Origin of the sequence: Photobacterium pectinilyticum, from assembly GCF_024357955.1 — a bacterium.
In the GTDB taxonomy this organism is placed as follows: Bacteria; Pseudomonadota; Gammaproteobacteria; order Enterobacterales; family Vibrionaceae; genus Photobacterium; species Photobacterium pectinilyticum.
This window is the reverse complement of record NZ_JANEYT010000102.1, coordinates 1-14,716: the sequence shown is the minus strand read 5'-3', so window position 1 is coordinate 14,716 and position 14,716 is coordinate 1. Positions and strand designations below refer to the sequence as shown.

Below are 14,716 nucleotides of genomic sequence, written 5' to 3'. Positions count from 1 at the left end.
GATAATTCTTTTGTTGACTATCATTTCACGAGTGCCCACACAGATTGCATGGTCAAATTGTTAAAGAACAATACTGACTGGATAGCGGCTTAAGTTGCCGTGCTCCGTGTCAGTGAGGACGCATTATAGAGACTTCGATCACATTGGCAATAGCGAACATGCAATTATTTCATTCAAATTAACCAATCGCTCAATAAATAGACAAACCTTCTATTTTACGCATAATTTGCCGACACAGCAGCGCATTGAGCAATAGTTTTGCCGCTTCGGAACTCTACTTTTTCTGTCCCAACCTTCTAGCACTGCGTATTACCAAGGCCGCAGCAACAAAGCAAACCCAACAAGACATGGCGGTTGATTCTAATCAATTGATTTACAATTTGCGGCTGAAGCGGCGGTGGGGCTTTGAATTGGTTGAAGTGAGCTGAGACATTATAGCCGCTTTGTGGTTTCACATAGATCCAACCCTCGAGCTCCAACAGCTCATAGGCTTTCATGACGGTCATCAGGCTGATTGATTGTAGCTGGCTCATTTTGCGAATAGATGGGATCCGCTCGCCCGGTAACCATAGTTGGCTAACTTGCTCTGTTTAATCAACTCAACAACGCCTATTACCCGGTTAGGCTCCCTTTCAGATCGCATAGTAGTTCCTGTGTCACTGGAATAAGGACAAGCAATAAAAGAGCTTAAGATAATGAGGCTGGTGATGGTGACCGAAACAAAGCTAATACGCAGATACAACAAAGCCCCGACTTACGTCGAGGCTTTGTCATTTAAAAATGGTGCCCGGGGCCGGACTTGAACCGGCACAGTTATTCACCGGCGGATTTTGAATCCGCTGCGTCTACCAATTTCGCCACCCGGGCAGATGCGGCTTATTATACGTATATAGGGCTGATAGACAATTGTTTTTTTGCAAACAATTCAAAAACAAACACTAAGCGCCTAATGAACAACCAAGCCGCTCAGATATAAAGCAGCCACAGGTAATTGGGAGCTACGCCGTATAATAAGACAGGGAGTAAGACCTATCGAAGGATATAGCAATCATGAGAGATCAACACATTGCAACTTGCTCAGCACACACAATATCCAATAAGTCACAGGATTGAGTTATGTCGTATGTATCAAAGAAGCCAAAGTTTATCTTTCTCGCAAATACAACAAAGCCCCGACTTTCGTCGAGGCTTTGTCATTTAAAAATGGTGCCCGGGGCCGGACTTGAACCGGCACAGTTATTCACCGGCGGATTTTGAATCCGCTGCGTCTACCAATTTCGCCACCCGGGCATGCGAATCATTCTACGCATATCGCTTACCAACGCAATAGGAAAAAGTAGGAAAATCGCTCCCTTGCGTTTGTTTGCTGAGATTTTGAGCGTTTTAAGCAAAAAGGTCCATTAGCAAGTGCTATGAACGCCAGAATTGGTACATGAATTTAGGCCCATGACGCATCCACCACCCTACCCCGGATATCGATACTTTATATGGTAGCCAGACACGTAGCCAACTTTGGCGCCGGGCAATCCTCAAGGAACCACCGTCAGGAACACTGACAACTAGCTGATGACCCTCAAAGATAAAAGGGATTCGTGATAACGTTTTTGAAACCGGAAAACGGCAATAGAGCCAAATCAAAGACACAAGCATACCTTCACTTGGAACCTCTAGGGTTAACCGCCCTCCTTGTGCGTTGAGGTGAGCAATTTCACCACCATGCTCAACCTCAACCTCACCATCATATTCCAACATCAATCCAGATTACGCCCACGAATGCTGATACTGCCATTCACCTTCCAAATCGAGTGCTCTGGTTTATCACCAGCTCCGCTTGGCACGCTGATTTCAACATGGTCAAAGTCATAGGTCAGTTCAGCATGCCGCTCTGTTAGTTTGTCATATAGAGCACCGGCCAATTCAGGCCAGTTGGTGGTATTGTCATTGATATCAGCCATGGTGTTGCTCCTCAATCTCAATGCCCCGGAACAGGCTATCGTGTGGACATCTGCTATTTTTACCTCGCCCTATTAAGCGTTGAACTGCAGACTCAATAAATATAGTGCTGATAGCAAAAAGTGCTGCTGAGATGGCTCTCATTTCCAAGATCCGCCCCATTCACCCAACTGGCTTATATTGCTACACTGCCTGCAACATATTGAAGCTACGTTAATTTGGAAAGCCTTGTGAAAAAGAAGAAACAGCCGGACGTTGCATCCACAAAACAATACCCAAGCCTTTTTCGTCGCCTTGCGGCATGGCTCTATGACACCCTGGTCATCGCCGCAGTACTTATGCTTGCTGGCGGCATCGCTATCGGCTTGATGGCCATTTTGGTCTCTATCGGAATGGTCGATATTACTGGCTACGAAGATGTCAGTGCCTACATGACCAAGCACCCTGTGGTTGGCATGATTTATACCGGCTACCTAACCATGGTCATTGTGGGCTTTTTTACTTATTTCTGGTGCCAGGCAGGACAAACATTGGGCATGCGGGCATGGAAGTTACGCATACAAAATAAAGATGGCTCCAATATTAGACCGACCCAAGCGATGATTCGTATGGCAACGTCGGCATTTGGACTGGGCAACTTGTTATCACCTTTCAGCAAGACAAATCAATCTTTCCAAGATGCCATGGCAGACTGCGAGATGGTAGTCCTGCCTAAGGTCAACTAGCCGTAGTTGGGCAGACATAAAAAAGGCGCCAGTGGCGCCTTTTCTTTTGTCCATCCCTATAGCTTTCTTCGCAACAGATAGATAGTGATAAACAAGAACACTAAACTCGGCCCTAGCGCCCCAATAATGGGGTGCAATCGGTAGACAATACTCATCGGTCCGAAAACTTCGTTTGATATATAGAAGCCGAAACCAAAAATCACCCCTGACAGTACCCTCGCCCCCATAGTGACCGAACGCAACGGGCCAAACACGAATGACAGCGCCAACAGCATCATAACCGCGATAGAGAAAGGCTGTAGAGCCTTTCGCCAAAATGCCAATGCATACCGCGATGAATCCTGCTTGGAATCCTCGAGGTAATTTTTGTAGTCATACACACCGGTCAGTGAAAGCTCTTCCGGCTTGAGGGTTACCACCGCGAGCTTATCCGGTGTGAGCGTGGTCTGCCAATGCATCTCAGGAATGCGCTCATTGACTTGCTGAACCTTACCCAAGGTCGTCACTGTCACATTCTTGAGTTGCCATCCCTGCTCGTTGTCATAATCTGCCGATTCGGCAAAGGTCGAATGAGTCAGTTCGTCTTGTTCGTTGAACTGCCAGATATTGATACCATGCAGCTCTTTTTGTTCATGCACCCGAGCGATATAGATAAAGTCATTATCGTCTTTGGTCCATATACCACGCTGAACAGAAAGAATATTACCACCAGAAGTCCAAAGTGCACGTAGCTCTCGGGCCGCTTTCTGGGCTTCAGGAGCCCCCCACTGGCCAAGCAATGTCACCATCAACATCAAAGGGACTGCTGTTTTCAGCACCGACAAACCAATATCCAGCTTGGAGAAACCAGCCGCCTGCATCACGACCAACTCCGAGCTTGATGCCAACATGCCGAGACCAATCAACGCCCCCAGCAATACCGCCATCGGGAAGAACATTTCGATATCACGCGGGATACTGAGCAGAACATATGCCAATGCCTTCCACAAATCGTAAGTTCCATCGCCCACTTTACGCAACTGCTCGACATACTTGATGATCGCCGACAGGCCCACCAAAGTCGACAATGTCAGGGCCGACGTCGAAATCAGTGTCCGGCCAATGTATAAATCCAGAATCTTAAACATTAACCGCGTCTCCGAAACTTCTCTCTCACCTTACGTATCGCTAAGGTATCCCAACTGTTCAGCGCAATCGCCACGGCAAAAATCACCCCGTTGATTGACCACAAACCAATATACGACGGTAAACCGCCGTCTTCGATGGCCGATTTTCCCGCACTGATCGCCAAAAAGTACGTCAGGTAAATCAAGACTGCCGGTACCAGCTTGGCAAAGCGCCCCTGGCGAGGATTCACCGCAGACAACGGAACCACCACCATAGTTAGCAACGGAATACACAGAACCAGCGACATCCGCCACTGGAATTCGGCCCTGGCTGCTAGCTCCGAGCGTTGCATCAACTCAAGTGTCGGTAAAGCATCCCAATCACGACTTTTTTCACGCACCGCCCGCTGACCGATAAGCGCTTGGTAGTCATCAAACTGGGTAATCGAATAATCCAGCCGAGTTGGAAGCCCCTCGTAGCGGGTTCCTTCTTTTAGATCCAGCACCTGGCGTCCATCAGGAAGTTCACTGACATAACCGCGATCAGCAACCATCACACTCGGGCGAAGGGTATCGCGGGAAGACAGTTGGGCAACAAACACTTTATCCAACCGGCTACCGCTATCGGTAATATCATTGACGAATACAACCCCCTGGCCATCAGGCGCCCCTTTGAATTGGCCTTTCACCAATAAATCGAGGCCTGAATCGGCTTTGACCTGCTCCACCAACTGTTCGGTTTTCTCTACCGACCAAGGGGCTAGCCACAGCGCATTGAATGCCGCAAAAGCGCCGGTAATAATCGCCAGCAACAACGCCGCCTGGATCAGGAACTTATTCCCAATACCTGTGGCATTCATCACCGTAATTTCACTTTCGGCGTATAAACGACCGAAAGTCAGCAAAATGCCAATGTACAAACTCAGCGGCAACATCAACAAGGCCATCGATGGCATGTATAAACCGAGCAAGGTCACAATCAAATCACTCGGGATGGAACCCTCTGTTGCATCAGCTAGAATGCGAATAAATTTCTGACTAATAAAGACAAGAAAAAGGACAAAAAGAACTGCAAATTGGCTTTTTAATGTCTCACGCGTCAAATACCGAACAATAATCACGCTTTAATTACCCATAGAAAACTTGTTTTTTTACTGGAATCACTATAATTTTTCGGTTAATCAGTTATTTTTTTAATCTTTCGGCTAATTGTTAACCTGCACTTTAATCCTATACCGAAATTAGGGTCCAGCAACATAAGTGCGGCATTATCTAACATTTAGCTTTAATTGTCTTTATTAGGATGTAGGAGTACGCATGGAGTTCAGTGTAAAAAGTGGTAGCCCCGAGAAACAGCGCAGTGCCTGTATTGTCGTTGGGGTATTTGAACCACGTCGCCTTTCTCCCATTGCCGAACAGCTTGACAAAATCAGTGATGGCTATATCAGCTCGCTGCTTCGCCGCGGCGATCTAGAAGGCAAGCCTGGTCAAATGTTGCTGCTTCACCATGTACCAAACGTACTCTCAGAGCGTGTATTACTGGTTGGTTGTGGTAAAGAGCGCGAACTTGATGAGCGCCAGTACAAGCAGATCATCAAAAAAACAATTAGCACCCTAAACGAAACCGGTTCAATGGAAGCCGTCTGCTTCCTAACCGAATTGCACGTAAAAGGTCGAGATACCTACTGGAAGGTCCGTCAGGCCGTTGAAACGACAAAGGACAGCCTGTATACCTTCGACCAGTTCAAGAGCAATAAGCCGGAAACCCGCCGTCCATTGCGCAAGCTGGTATTCAATGTGCCAACCCGCCGTGAGCTATCTTTGGGCGAACGCGCTATTTCACACGGCCTAGCTGTCGCTTCGGGCGTCAAAGCGGGTAAAGATCTGGGCAACATGCCACCCAATGTGGCTAACCCAGCCTACCTAGCTTCTCAAGCTCGTCGCCTAGCCGATGACTTTGACACTGTCAGCACCAAGATCATTGGTGAACAGGAAATGAAAGAGCTTGGCATGACCTCTTACCTAGCTGTCGGCCAAGGTTCGAAGAACGAAGCCATGATGTCGGTGATTGAATACAAGGGCAACCCTGAGTCAAGCGCCAAGCCAATTGTCTTGATCGGCAAGGGCCTGACATTCGATTCCGGCGGTATTTCTATCAAACCATCGGCCCAAATGGATGAGATGAAATACGACATGTGCGGTGCGGCGACCGTCTTTGGTGCCATGAAAGCACTGGCGAAACTGAACCTACCAATCAATGTTGTGGGTATCCTTGCTGGCTGTGAAAATATGCCTGGCGGTGGTGCCTACCGTCCGGGTGACATCCTAACAACGATGTCAGGCCAAACTGTAGAAGTATTAAACACCGATGCCGAAGGCCGTCTGGTACTGTGCGACGCACTGACTTATGTTGAGCGCTTTGAGCCAGAGTGCGTGGTCGATGTGGCGACACTGACCGGAGCCTGTGTTGTAGCACTAGGCAACCATATCAGTGGCTTGCTTTCAAACCACAACCCGCTAGCTCATGAGCTGATCAACGCATCCGAGCAAGCTGGTGACCGTGCGTGGCGCCTACCAATGAACGACGAGTACCAAGAGCAACTTGCCAGCCCGTTTGCCGATATGGCCAACCTTGGCTCACCGGGTGCGGGGACCATCACAGCAGGTTGCTTCCTGTCTCGCTTTACCAAGAAGTACAACTGGGCACACCTTGATATTGCCGGTACCGCCTGGGTCGGTGGCAAAGCCAAAGGGGCAACCGGTCGTCCGGTCCCATTGCTGGTCCAGTTCCTGCTCAACCGAGCCGGCCTAGAAAACGTCGAGTAACATTGACGCTTAAAAGGGGGCCAAACGGCCCCCTTCGTTTATAGAGAAAACGCCATGACTCATGCTACTTTTTATATAATCAGTGAAGAGCAACATGCAGGGGATAACCAATTCCAACTGCATTTTGCTTGTCACCAAGCAGCAATGAGTTACCGTCAGGGCCACAAAGTCTACCTGCTGGCAGCCGACAAAGCGCAAGCAGAACAAATAGATGAGTATTTATGGCAACTGGACCCCGATAACTTCGTGCCCCATAACCTGATAGGTGAAGGCCCCCGCGGCGGCTCACCGGTCGAAATTGGCTGGCCCGGACTACGCCACAGCGGACGCCGCGGGATCCTGATTAATTTGGGGCAAAATGCACCAAATTTTGCCGTAACCTTCTCACAAGTGATAGACTTCGTCCCTTGCGATGAAAATCTGAAGCAATTGGCACGCGATCGCTACAAGCAATATCGCCTAGCTGGTATCCAGCTCAATACGGCCAATGCTGCTACGACGCCTTAATTCCACATAGATCCTTCTAAGAGCGCTATGGAAAAGACATACAACCCACAATCAATTGAAAAAGCGCTGTACCAGCGCTGGGAAGAGGCTGGTTACTTCAAGCCTCACGGTGACACATCAAAAGATGCCTACAGCATCATGATCCCACCGCCAAACGTCACAGGTAGCCTACATATGGGCCACGCGTTCCAGGATACCATCATGGATACCCTGATCCGCTGTGAGCGTATGAAGGGCAAGAATACCCTATGGCAAGTCGGTACCGATCACGCGGGTATCGCAACCCAGATGGTTGTGGAGCGTAAGATTGCAGCCGAAGAAGGCAAGACTAAGCACGACTACGGCCGTGACGCCTTCATCGACAAAATCTGGGAATGGAAAGCGGAGTCTGGTGGCAACATCACTCAACAGCTTCGCCGCCTAGGTGCATCTGTAGACTGGGATCGTGAACGCTTTACGATGGATGACGGTCTATCTAATGCGGTTCAAGAAGTGTTTGTTCGCTTGTACGAAGATGATCTCATCTATCGCGGTAAGCGCCTCGTTAACTGGGATCCAAAGCTGCACACCGCTATTTCCGATCTTGAAGTTGAGAACAAAGACAAGAAAGGCCACATGTGGCACTTCCGCTACCCGCTGGCTGACGGCGTGAAGACGGCGGAAGGCAAAGACTACATTGTGGTAGCAACAACCCGTCCAGAAACTATGCTGGGTGATACCGGTGTTGCTGTTAACCCGGAAGATCCACGCTACAAAGATCTGATTGGCAAAGACATCCTTCTGCCTATCGTTGACCGCCGTATTCCAATTGTTGGTGATGAGCATGCCGACATGGAAAAAGGCACAGGTTGTGTGAAGATCACTCCTGCGCACGACTTCAATGACTATGAAGTCGGTAAGCGTCATAGCCTACCGATGATCAACATCCTGACCTTCAATGCTGACATTCGCGATGCTGCTGAAGTCTTCACCACCAACGGTGAAGCTAGCGATGCATACAGCACAGAGCTACCAGCGAAATACCACGGCATGGAGCGCTTCGCTGCCCGTAAAGCGGTTGTTGCAGAGCTTGATGAGCTTGGTCTGCTTGAAGAAATCAAAGATCACGATCTGACTGTACCTTACGGCGACCGCGGTGGCGTGGTTATCGAGCCGATGCTAACTGACCAATGGTATGTCCGTGCTGCACCGCTTGCAGAAACAGCGACCAAGGCAGTGGAAGACGGCGAAATCCAGTTCGTTCCAAAGCAGTACGAAAACATGTACTTCTCTTGGATGCGCGATATCCAAGATTGGTGTATCTCTCGCCAGCTTTGGTGGGGCCACCGTATCCCGGCTTGGTACGATAACGACGGTAATGTCTATGTTGGCCGTACAGAAGAAGAAGTACGTGCAAACAACAATCTGGCACCGGTTGTGGTTCTACGCCAAGACGACGATGTGTTGGATACCTGGTTCTCATCAGCCCTTTGGACATTCGGTACGCAAGGTTGGCCAGAGCAAACAGATGATCTGAAAACCTTCCACCCGTCAGATGTACTGGTAACCGGTTTTGATATCATTTTCTTCTGGGTTGCCCGCATGATCATGATGACCATGTACTTCTGTAAAGATGAAAACGGCAAACCACAAGTACCATTCAAAACAGTTTATGTAACGGGCCTGATCCGTGACGAGAACGGCGACAAGATGTCGAAGTCGAAAGGTAACGTTCTTGATCCAATCGATATGATCGATGGTATCGGTCTTGAAGAGCTTGTAGAGAAACGCTGTGGCAACATGATGCAGCCAAAACTTGCCGCGAAGATCGAAAAGCAAACACGTAAAACTTTTGAAGACGGTATTGAACCTTACGGTACAGATGCCCTGCGTTTCACTCTCGCAGCAATGGCCTCAACGGGCCGTGACATCAACTGGGACATGAAACGCCTAGAGGGTTACCGTAACTTCTGTAACAAGCTTTGGAACGCAAGCCGTTACGTGCTGATGAACACGGAAGAGCAAGACTGCGGCTTCGGTGAAGGTGCTGAGCTTGAATACTCTCTAGCAGATAAGTGGATCGAATCTCAATTTGAACTCGCGGCTAAAGATTTCAATGCACACATTGAAAACTTCCGTCTAGACATGGCTGCTGGCACAATTTATGAGTTCATCTGGAACCAATTCTGTGACTGGTACCTAGAGCTAACTAAACCAGTATTGTGGAAAGGTAACGAAGCACAGCAACGTGCTACGCGTCGTACTTTGATCACTGTACTTGAGAAAACGTTACGCCTTGCACACCCAGTTCTGCCTTACATCACTGAATCTATCTGGCAGAGTGTTATGCCGCTAGTAGACGGTGTTGAAGGTGAAACAATCATGACTCAGGCGTTACCACAGTTCGACGAGTCTAACTTCGATGAGAACGCACTGGCAGATATTGAGTGGGTGAAAACCTTCATCACCTGCATCCGTAATCTACGTGCCGAGTACGACATCGCACCAAGCAAAGCGCTTGATGTGATGCTGAAAGTCGCTGACGAGAAAGATGCAGCACGCATCGAAGCCAACCGTACAGTACTGATGTCTCTTGCTAAGCTAGAAGGCATTAAGGTACTGGCTGACGGTGAACTTCTTGATGGCAAAGAGCTTCCAGCTTGTGCAACCGCACTGGTGGGTAAATCTGAGCTGATGATCCCGATGGCTGGCCTTATCGACAAAGATGCTGAACTTGCTCGCCTTGCGGGTGAAGTGAAGAAAACGGAAGGTGAGATCAAGCGTATCGAAGGCAAGCTAGGCAACGCAGGTTTCGTTGCCAAAGCACCGGAAGCCGTGGTAGCAAAAGAGCGCGAGAAGCTTGAAGGCTACAAAGAAACCTTGGTGAAACTGGCTGAACAGCAAGCGACTATCGCAGCCCTGTAATCGCTAACAAATACAAATCATTAAATAAAAGCCGGCCATGTGCCGGCTTTTTTCTTGCCTGCTCTCCCATAGCACCGGATATCCCCTTCCCCCCGATTAGATCAACGTAATCAGCCATAGCTCACACCTATCAAAGCGATAGATGATAATTGGTTTCAAATGATAGTGGTTATCACTACTATTTAGTTATCAACTGAGGGAGAGTCCACCATGAAAAAGACCATTAGCTTTGCCATTATCCACTTCTTTGTCGCATTTAGCGTTGCCTACTTACTGACGGGCGAGATCCTGATCAGCAGCCTGATCGCCATGATAGAGCCAATGGTCAATACGGTAGCTTTCTACTTCCATGAAAAAGCTTGGCAAACCAAAGCGCTGCTTCGCCGTGGCTATGCCAACCCGGGACGCAAAACCTTCAGCTTTGCAGTTGTCCACTTCAGCGTAGCGTTTGGTGTTGCCTACCTACTAACCGGAGATGTGTTGATTGGTAGTGTGATGGCAATGATTGAACCGGCTATCAATACTGTCGCCTACTACTTCCATGAGCGTATTTGGCAAAAGAAAACCGCCAAACAGGCAGCCAAAGAGGCTCTGGGGCACCTTGCCTGCCACCATGGTGAATTGCAGCAGTGCGCCGATGTCAGTGATATCTCGGTTGACAATGTTGCGATAAGCAACTAATTTTGATTGCATCACGCAACCAAAAGAGTTTGATACATGGACGCCGTTACCCTCAGAGCCCAATCCCGCCTGCTCGTGCGGGAATTGGGAATGCTTGACCGCCAGTGCGGAAATCTTGATATTACCCCAGTCCAAGCCCACGCCTTGATTGAGCTGGAAGACCAACCACTGTCCGTCAACCAGCTTGCCGCCCGGCTTAAGGTAGATAAATCCAATGCCAGCCGAACCTGTGCCACCCTGCTCAATGCTGGCCTACTAACCACCCAGGCTGATCCAGAAGACGGTCGCAAGCAGCTCTCGCGCTTATCCGAGCAAGGCCAAGCGCTACTTGGCACCCTCAACCAGTCACTCAACCAGCAAGTGGCCCACTTCATGGCGCAACTCGATCAGGACGAAATAGACAGCCTGGCCCAAAGCCTGCAACGTTATACCAAAGCGATTCAAGCCAACAAACAACAGGAAGGCTATCAGTTACGGCTTCTAACTCCGCTTGATAACGCCGCTATGGCTGCAGTTGTACGCAGGGTATCAGACGAGCACGGCTTAACCGCCGATAAAGGCTATGGTGTGTCAGACCCGACTCTGGATGCGCTCAGCGAGGTCTACAGCGCGCCTGGCTGCGCATTTTGGGTGGTAGAGAGGGACAATCGTATCCTTGGCGGCGGAGGGATCGCGGCCTTAGCGGGAGAAGAAGGAGTATGTGAACTGCAAAAGATGTATTTCTTACCGGAGTTACGGGGTAAAGGCTTCGCCCGGCGGATCGCCGCCACAGCACTGAAATTTGCCCGTCAGCAGCAATACAAGGCATGCTACCTCGAAACCACCGCCTCACTGCAGGCTGCCATCAACTTGTATCTGGGATTGGGTTTTGTCCGGATCCCCCACGCCATGGGACAGACCGGCCACGATGCCTGCGAAGTCAGGATGCTGAAAACACTCTAGTGCTGAAATAGCTGCTGAAGACAAAAAAAGCCGGCTACAAGCCAGCTTTTCAACGTTATCAAAGTGCAGTTATACCAATCTGGATAAGTCGTTGATCAAGTATTTGCACTGGAAAAACCGTTGTTATCAAGGCAGATATTGCAGTAACAAGTGACTCTAGTTACAAAATATCTAACGCAGAGAACAGCGGTTTTAACCAGCAACGCTGATCAAATATTTATGTAGGTTGGTATTATGGCAGGCGAAGATTACTCTTCGTCTTCACCCTCTTCTTCATCGTCTTCGCCCGACTCGAAGTAAGTGCCCCAACCGTCGTAATCGATGTTGTGCTTCTCAGCCAGTTGGATCAGCTTATCAGCCTGCTCATCAATGACCTCTGCATTCAGCGCAGATTCCATCACGGCATCAAAACACACCACTTTGCCACCACCGTCTTCCGGTGCCAACTCAAGCTCTTCCGCTTCCAGCACTTCAAAGCCCATCTTGAAAGCTTCAACAGCTGCAGCTTCAAGCTCTTCAAAAGTATCGGCTGAGAAATGGTGCTCGATGGTGTAAAGCGCATCAGGCACACTGCCATCTTCTAGCAACGCCGCAATAATTTCGCGCGTTTCTTCCTTCTGCTCTTCGATCAGTTCTGCATAAGACATGGGGAAACTCCACCTATGGAATAAATTCGAACGCAAATATCGCATGGATCGCAATAAAATACCAAGTGAAATCTCCCTAGTTTGAAAACTTGATATTTATCAAACTAACCGCCGATTTATTCCGCCGCACAATGGCTCTGGGAAATGCATAATATTCCCCAATATGCGCTTCAAGCGAATAAACACAAAACCCTCAATAGCATATTCACCCACAAAACTCAGAGAAATACCCTAAGCCGCCTATTTAGCGATGGACAGGCGATACGAAAGGGCGGGAAAAGTGTGAACAATCCCAAAGATATACTGCGCCTAGCGGCATAAAATTCACTGGCAACAAGCCAATAGAGCCACGGCAAAGACTGATGGCCATTAATAAGCATACGAGAGATACGATCATGAGTAACTTCTACCACGGCCTTAAGCCTGGGAGGCGGCGCCGTAATCAGCTGCGTCGTCCCCGTAGGACACTCACCAACCTTACATTCGCATTGGACAGCGATCCGCTGTCGGGGACTTCCCCTCCCTTTGCGGTGTCAGGGAGTGAGTATACGGCTTCGACACCTCACCCAACGTTGACACCCCGATCCCGCCTGTTTCGACAGCAAGGATAAACAACCTGTAAACCATTCCCGTTAGCAACTTGCTAATGCCTGGTTCTGCCTGCTCCGGCGTCATGTCCGGCGAGTCCCGTCATGCCTGACGACAGGCCTGACGACAGGCCTGGTAGATGAATCACCCTTGTGCTGAATGTACAAGGGCAAGGAGATAACAATGACAACCGAAACAATGAAACAGGAACAGAAAAGCGGCTTTTTTGCCAATTTTAAATTCCCTTCTGCTTACACCATTTTATTTGCTCTTATTGCCCTCGTCGCATTAATGACCTGGATTGTACCTGCTGGTCAGTACGACCGTGTAATGAATGACGATTTAGGCCGAGAGGTCCCAGTAACCGGAACTTATCAATCCGTAGAAAGTAACCCGCAAGGCGTGGTCGACGTCCTGCTGGCCCCCATTGATGGCTTCTACGATCACAACACTTATGAAGCCGCGGCAATCGATGTTTCACTATTTATATTGGTAATCGGTGGCTTCCTCGGCCTCGTCACCAAGACTGGTGCAATTGATGCCGGTATCGAACGGGTAACCGCGCGCTTACAAGGGCGTGAAGAAATGATGATACCGATACTGATGGCGCTGTTTGCCGCAGGCGGTACTGTCTACGGTATGGCGGAAGAGTCACTGCCATTCTACACACTGTTGGTGCCTGTCATGATGGCCGCCCGCTTTGACCCTGTCGTTGCCGCTGCTACAGTACTACTCGGTGCCGGTATAGGTACTCTGGGCTCAACCATCAACCCGTTTGCCACCGTTATCGCGGCCAACGCTGCGGGCATCCCATTCACCGATGGCATCATGCTTCGCATCGCCATGTTGGTAGTCGGCTGGTTGATCTGTGTTGCCTATGTTATGCGCTATGCAAAAATGGTTCGCGCCGACAAAACTAAATCGATTGTCTACGACAAATACGAAGAGAACAAAGCCCACTTCTTGGGTAACCAGTCTGGCGAAATGCTGGAATTCACAACGACCCGTAAAGTCATTTTGGCTATCTTCGCCGCTTCATTCGGTATCATGATTTACGGCGTAGCTGTTGCAGGATGGTGGATGGCTGAGATTTCAGGCATGTTCCTGGCTTCAACCATCATCATCGGCTTGATTGCCCGCATGAGCGAAGAAGAATTCACGTCAAGCTTCATCGACGGTGCTCGAGACCTACTGGGTGTTGCTCTTATCATCGGTATCGCTCGCGGTATTGTGGTGATTATGGACCGCGGTATGATCACAGACACCATTCTCAATACTGCAGAGCATGCAGTGACTGGTCTGTCTTCAATCGTATTCATCAACGTCATGTACTGGCTAGAGATCCTGCTGTCGTTCTTAGTACCTTCATCATCAGGTCTGGCGGTATTGACCATGCCGATTATGGCACCGTTGGCTGACTTTGCCGGTGTAAGCCGCGACCTTGTCGTAACGGCATACCAATCAGCATCGGGTATTGTGAACCTAATGACACCAACATCAGCAGTGGTAATGGGTGGCTTGGCTATTGCTCGAGTCCCTTATGTACGCTGGGTAAAATGGGTGGCGCCACTACTAGGTATCCTAACGGTGCTGATCATGGCGATGCTGAGTGTCGGTGCCATGCTGTAAATAACAATCTACCTTTCGATCTTGATTGTTTCGCCGCCCCTTTTGGGGCGGCTTTTTTATCTTATACCGACCATACCGCCAACCACGAAAGCACAATAAGCTGTCGTACAACCCCGCATAACAACGAGCGAGCTAAATAGCTGATCCTAATAGTGCTACATTTTGATAACTCCATGACCGCCTCCTGGAAATGGTGATACGTTGTCCA

The 14,716-nt window shown here is 49.2% G+C and carries 14 protein-coding genes and 2 tRNA genes; 7 read left to right on the top strand and 9 right to left on the bottom strand.

Features of this window, described 5'->3' with window-relative positions; genetic code table 11:
- Window positions 1-296: 296 nt before the first annotated feature.
- From NHN17_RS23550 to NHN17_RS23530, 5 genes are all read right to left on the bottom strand, one after another.
- Complete coding sequence (locus tag NHN17_RS23550) at window positions 297-533, bottom strand: hypothetical protein (protein ID WP_373689589.1); 237 nt, start codon at window positions 531-533, stop codon at window positions 297-299.
- Between the two features lie 248 nt (window positions 534-781).
- Window positions 782-867, bottom strand: a tRNA-Leu gene (locus NHN17_RS23545).
- Between the two features lie 337 nt (window positions 868-1,204).
- Window positions 1,205-1,290, bottom strand: a tRNA-Leu gene (locus NHN17_RS23540).
- A 120-nt stretch (window positions 1,291-1,410) separates the two neighbouring features.
- A complete protein-coding gene (locus tag NHN17_RS23535) occupies window positions 1,411-1,752 on the bottom strand; it encodes a hypothetical protein (RefSeq protein ID WP_255045102.1) in 342 nt (113 codons plus the stop codon).
- Window positions 1,752-1,955 carry a hypothetical protein gene (locus tag NHN17_RS23530; RefSeq protein ID WP_255045101.1) on the bottom strand — a complete coding sequence of 68 codons (204 nt, stop codon included), beginning with the start codon at window positions 1,953-1,955 and terminating at the stop codon, window positions 1,752-1,754. The genes NHN17_RS23535 and NHN17_RS23530 overlap by 1 nt, the downstream gene beginning before the upstream one ends.
- 228 nt (window positions 1,956-2,183) lie before the next feature.
- Between NHN17_RS23530 and NHN17_RS23525 the strand changes: the two genes are divergently transcribed.
- The gene (locus NHN17_RS23525; protein WP_255045100.1) at window positions 2,184-2,678 is read left to right on the top strand and encodes an RDD family protein; all 495 of its coding nucleotides are present in this window, start codon (window positions 2,184-2,186) and stop codon (window positions 2,676-2,678) included.
- A gap of 56 nt (window positions 2,679-2,734) precedes the next feature.
- On the opposite strand, the gene lptG is transcribed toward NHN17_RS23525, so the two are convergent.
- Window positions 2,735-3,805 carry an LPS export ABC transporter permease LptG gene (lptG, locus tag NHN17_RS23520; protein ID WP_255045099.1) on the bottom strand — a complete coding sequence of 357 codons (1,071 nt, stop codon included), beginning with the start codon at window positions 3,803-3,805 and terminating at the stop codon, window positions 2,735-2,737.
- The gene (gene lptF, locus NHN17_RS23515; RefSeq protein WP_255045098.1) at window positions 3,805-4,905 is read right to left on the bottom strand and encodes an LPS export ABC transporter permease LptF; all 1,101 of its coding nucleotides are present in this window, start codon (window positions 4,903-4,905) and stop codon (window positions 3,805-3,807) included. Before lptF ends, lptG begins: the two co-directional genes overlap by 1 nt.
- Window positions 4,906-5,101: 196 nt before the next feature.
- Between lptF and pepA the strand changes: the two genes are divergently transcribed.
- The 5 genes from pepA (at window position 5,102) to NHN17_RS23490 (ending at window position 11,644) form a co-directional block, all read left to right on the top strand.
- Complete coding sequence (gene pepA / locus NHN17_RS23510) at window positions 5,102-6,610, top strand: leucyl aminopeptidase (protein ID WP_255045097.1); 1,509 nt, start codon at window positions 5,102-5,104, stop codon at window positions 6,608-6,610.
- A gap of 54 nt (window positions 6,611-6,664) precedes the next feature.
- Window positions 6,665-7,117, top strand: a complete 453-nt coding sequence (locus NHN17_RS23505) for a DNA polymerase III subunit chi (RefSeq protein WP_255045096.1) — start codon at window positions 6,665-6,667, stop codon at window positions 7,115-7,117.
- A gap of 27 nt (window positions 7,118-7,144) precedes the next feature.
- A complete protein-coding gene (locus NHN17_RS23500) occupies window positions 7,145-10,021 on the top strand; it encodes a valine--tRNA ligase (protein WP_255045095.1) in 2,877 nt (958 codons plus the stop codon).
- Between the two features lie 210 nt (window positions 10,022-10,231).
- Window positions 10,232-10,702, top strand: a complete 471-nt coding sequence (locus NHN17_RS23495; RefSeq protein ID WP_255045094.1) for a DUF2061 domain-containing protein — start codon at window positions 10,232-10,234, stop codon at window positions 10,700-10,702.
- Window positions 10,703-10,738: 36 nt separating this feature from the next.
- On the top strand, window positions 10,739-11,644 hold the full coding sequence (locus NHN17_RS23490; protein ID WP_255045093.1) for a bifunctional helix-turn-helix transcriptional regulator/GNAT family N-acetyltransferase: 906 nt from the start codon (window positions 10,739-10,741) through the stop codon (window positions 11,642-11,644).
- A 248-nt stretch (window positions 11,645-11,892) separates the two neighbouring features.
- Here NHN17_RS23490 and rraB read toward each other — a convergent pair whose 3' ends face one another.
- On the bottom strand, window positions 11,893-12,291 hold the full coding sequence (gene rraB / locus NHN17_RS23485) for a ribonuclease E inhibitor RraB (protein WP_255045092.1): 399 nt from the start codon (window positions 12,289-12,291) through the stop codon (window positions 11,893-11,895).
- 477 nt (window positions 12,292-12,768) lie between these two features.
- On the bottom strand, window positions 12,769-12,966 hold the full coding sequence (locus tag NHN17_RS23480) for a hypothetical protein (RefSeq protein ID WP_255045091.1): 198 nt from the start codon (window positions 12,964-12,966) through the stop codon (window positions 12,769-12,771).
- A gap of 96 nt (window positions 12,967-13,062) precedes the next feature.
- On the opposite strand from NHN17_RS23480, the gene NHN17_RS23475 reads away from it, so the two are divergent.
- Window positions 13,063-14,508, top strand: a complete 1,446-nt coding sequence (locus tag NHN17_RS23475; protein WP_255045090.1) for a YfcC family protein — start codon at window positions 13,063-13,065, stop codon at window positions 14,506-14,508.
- Window positions 14,509-14,716 lie beyond the last annotated feature (208 nt).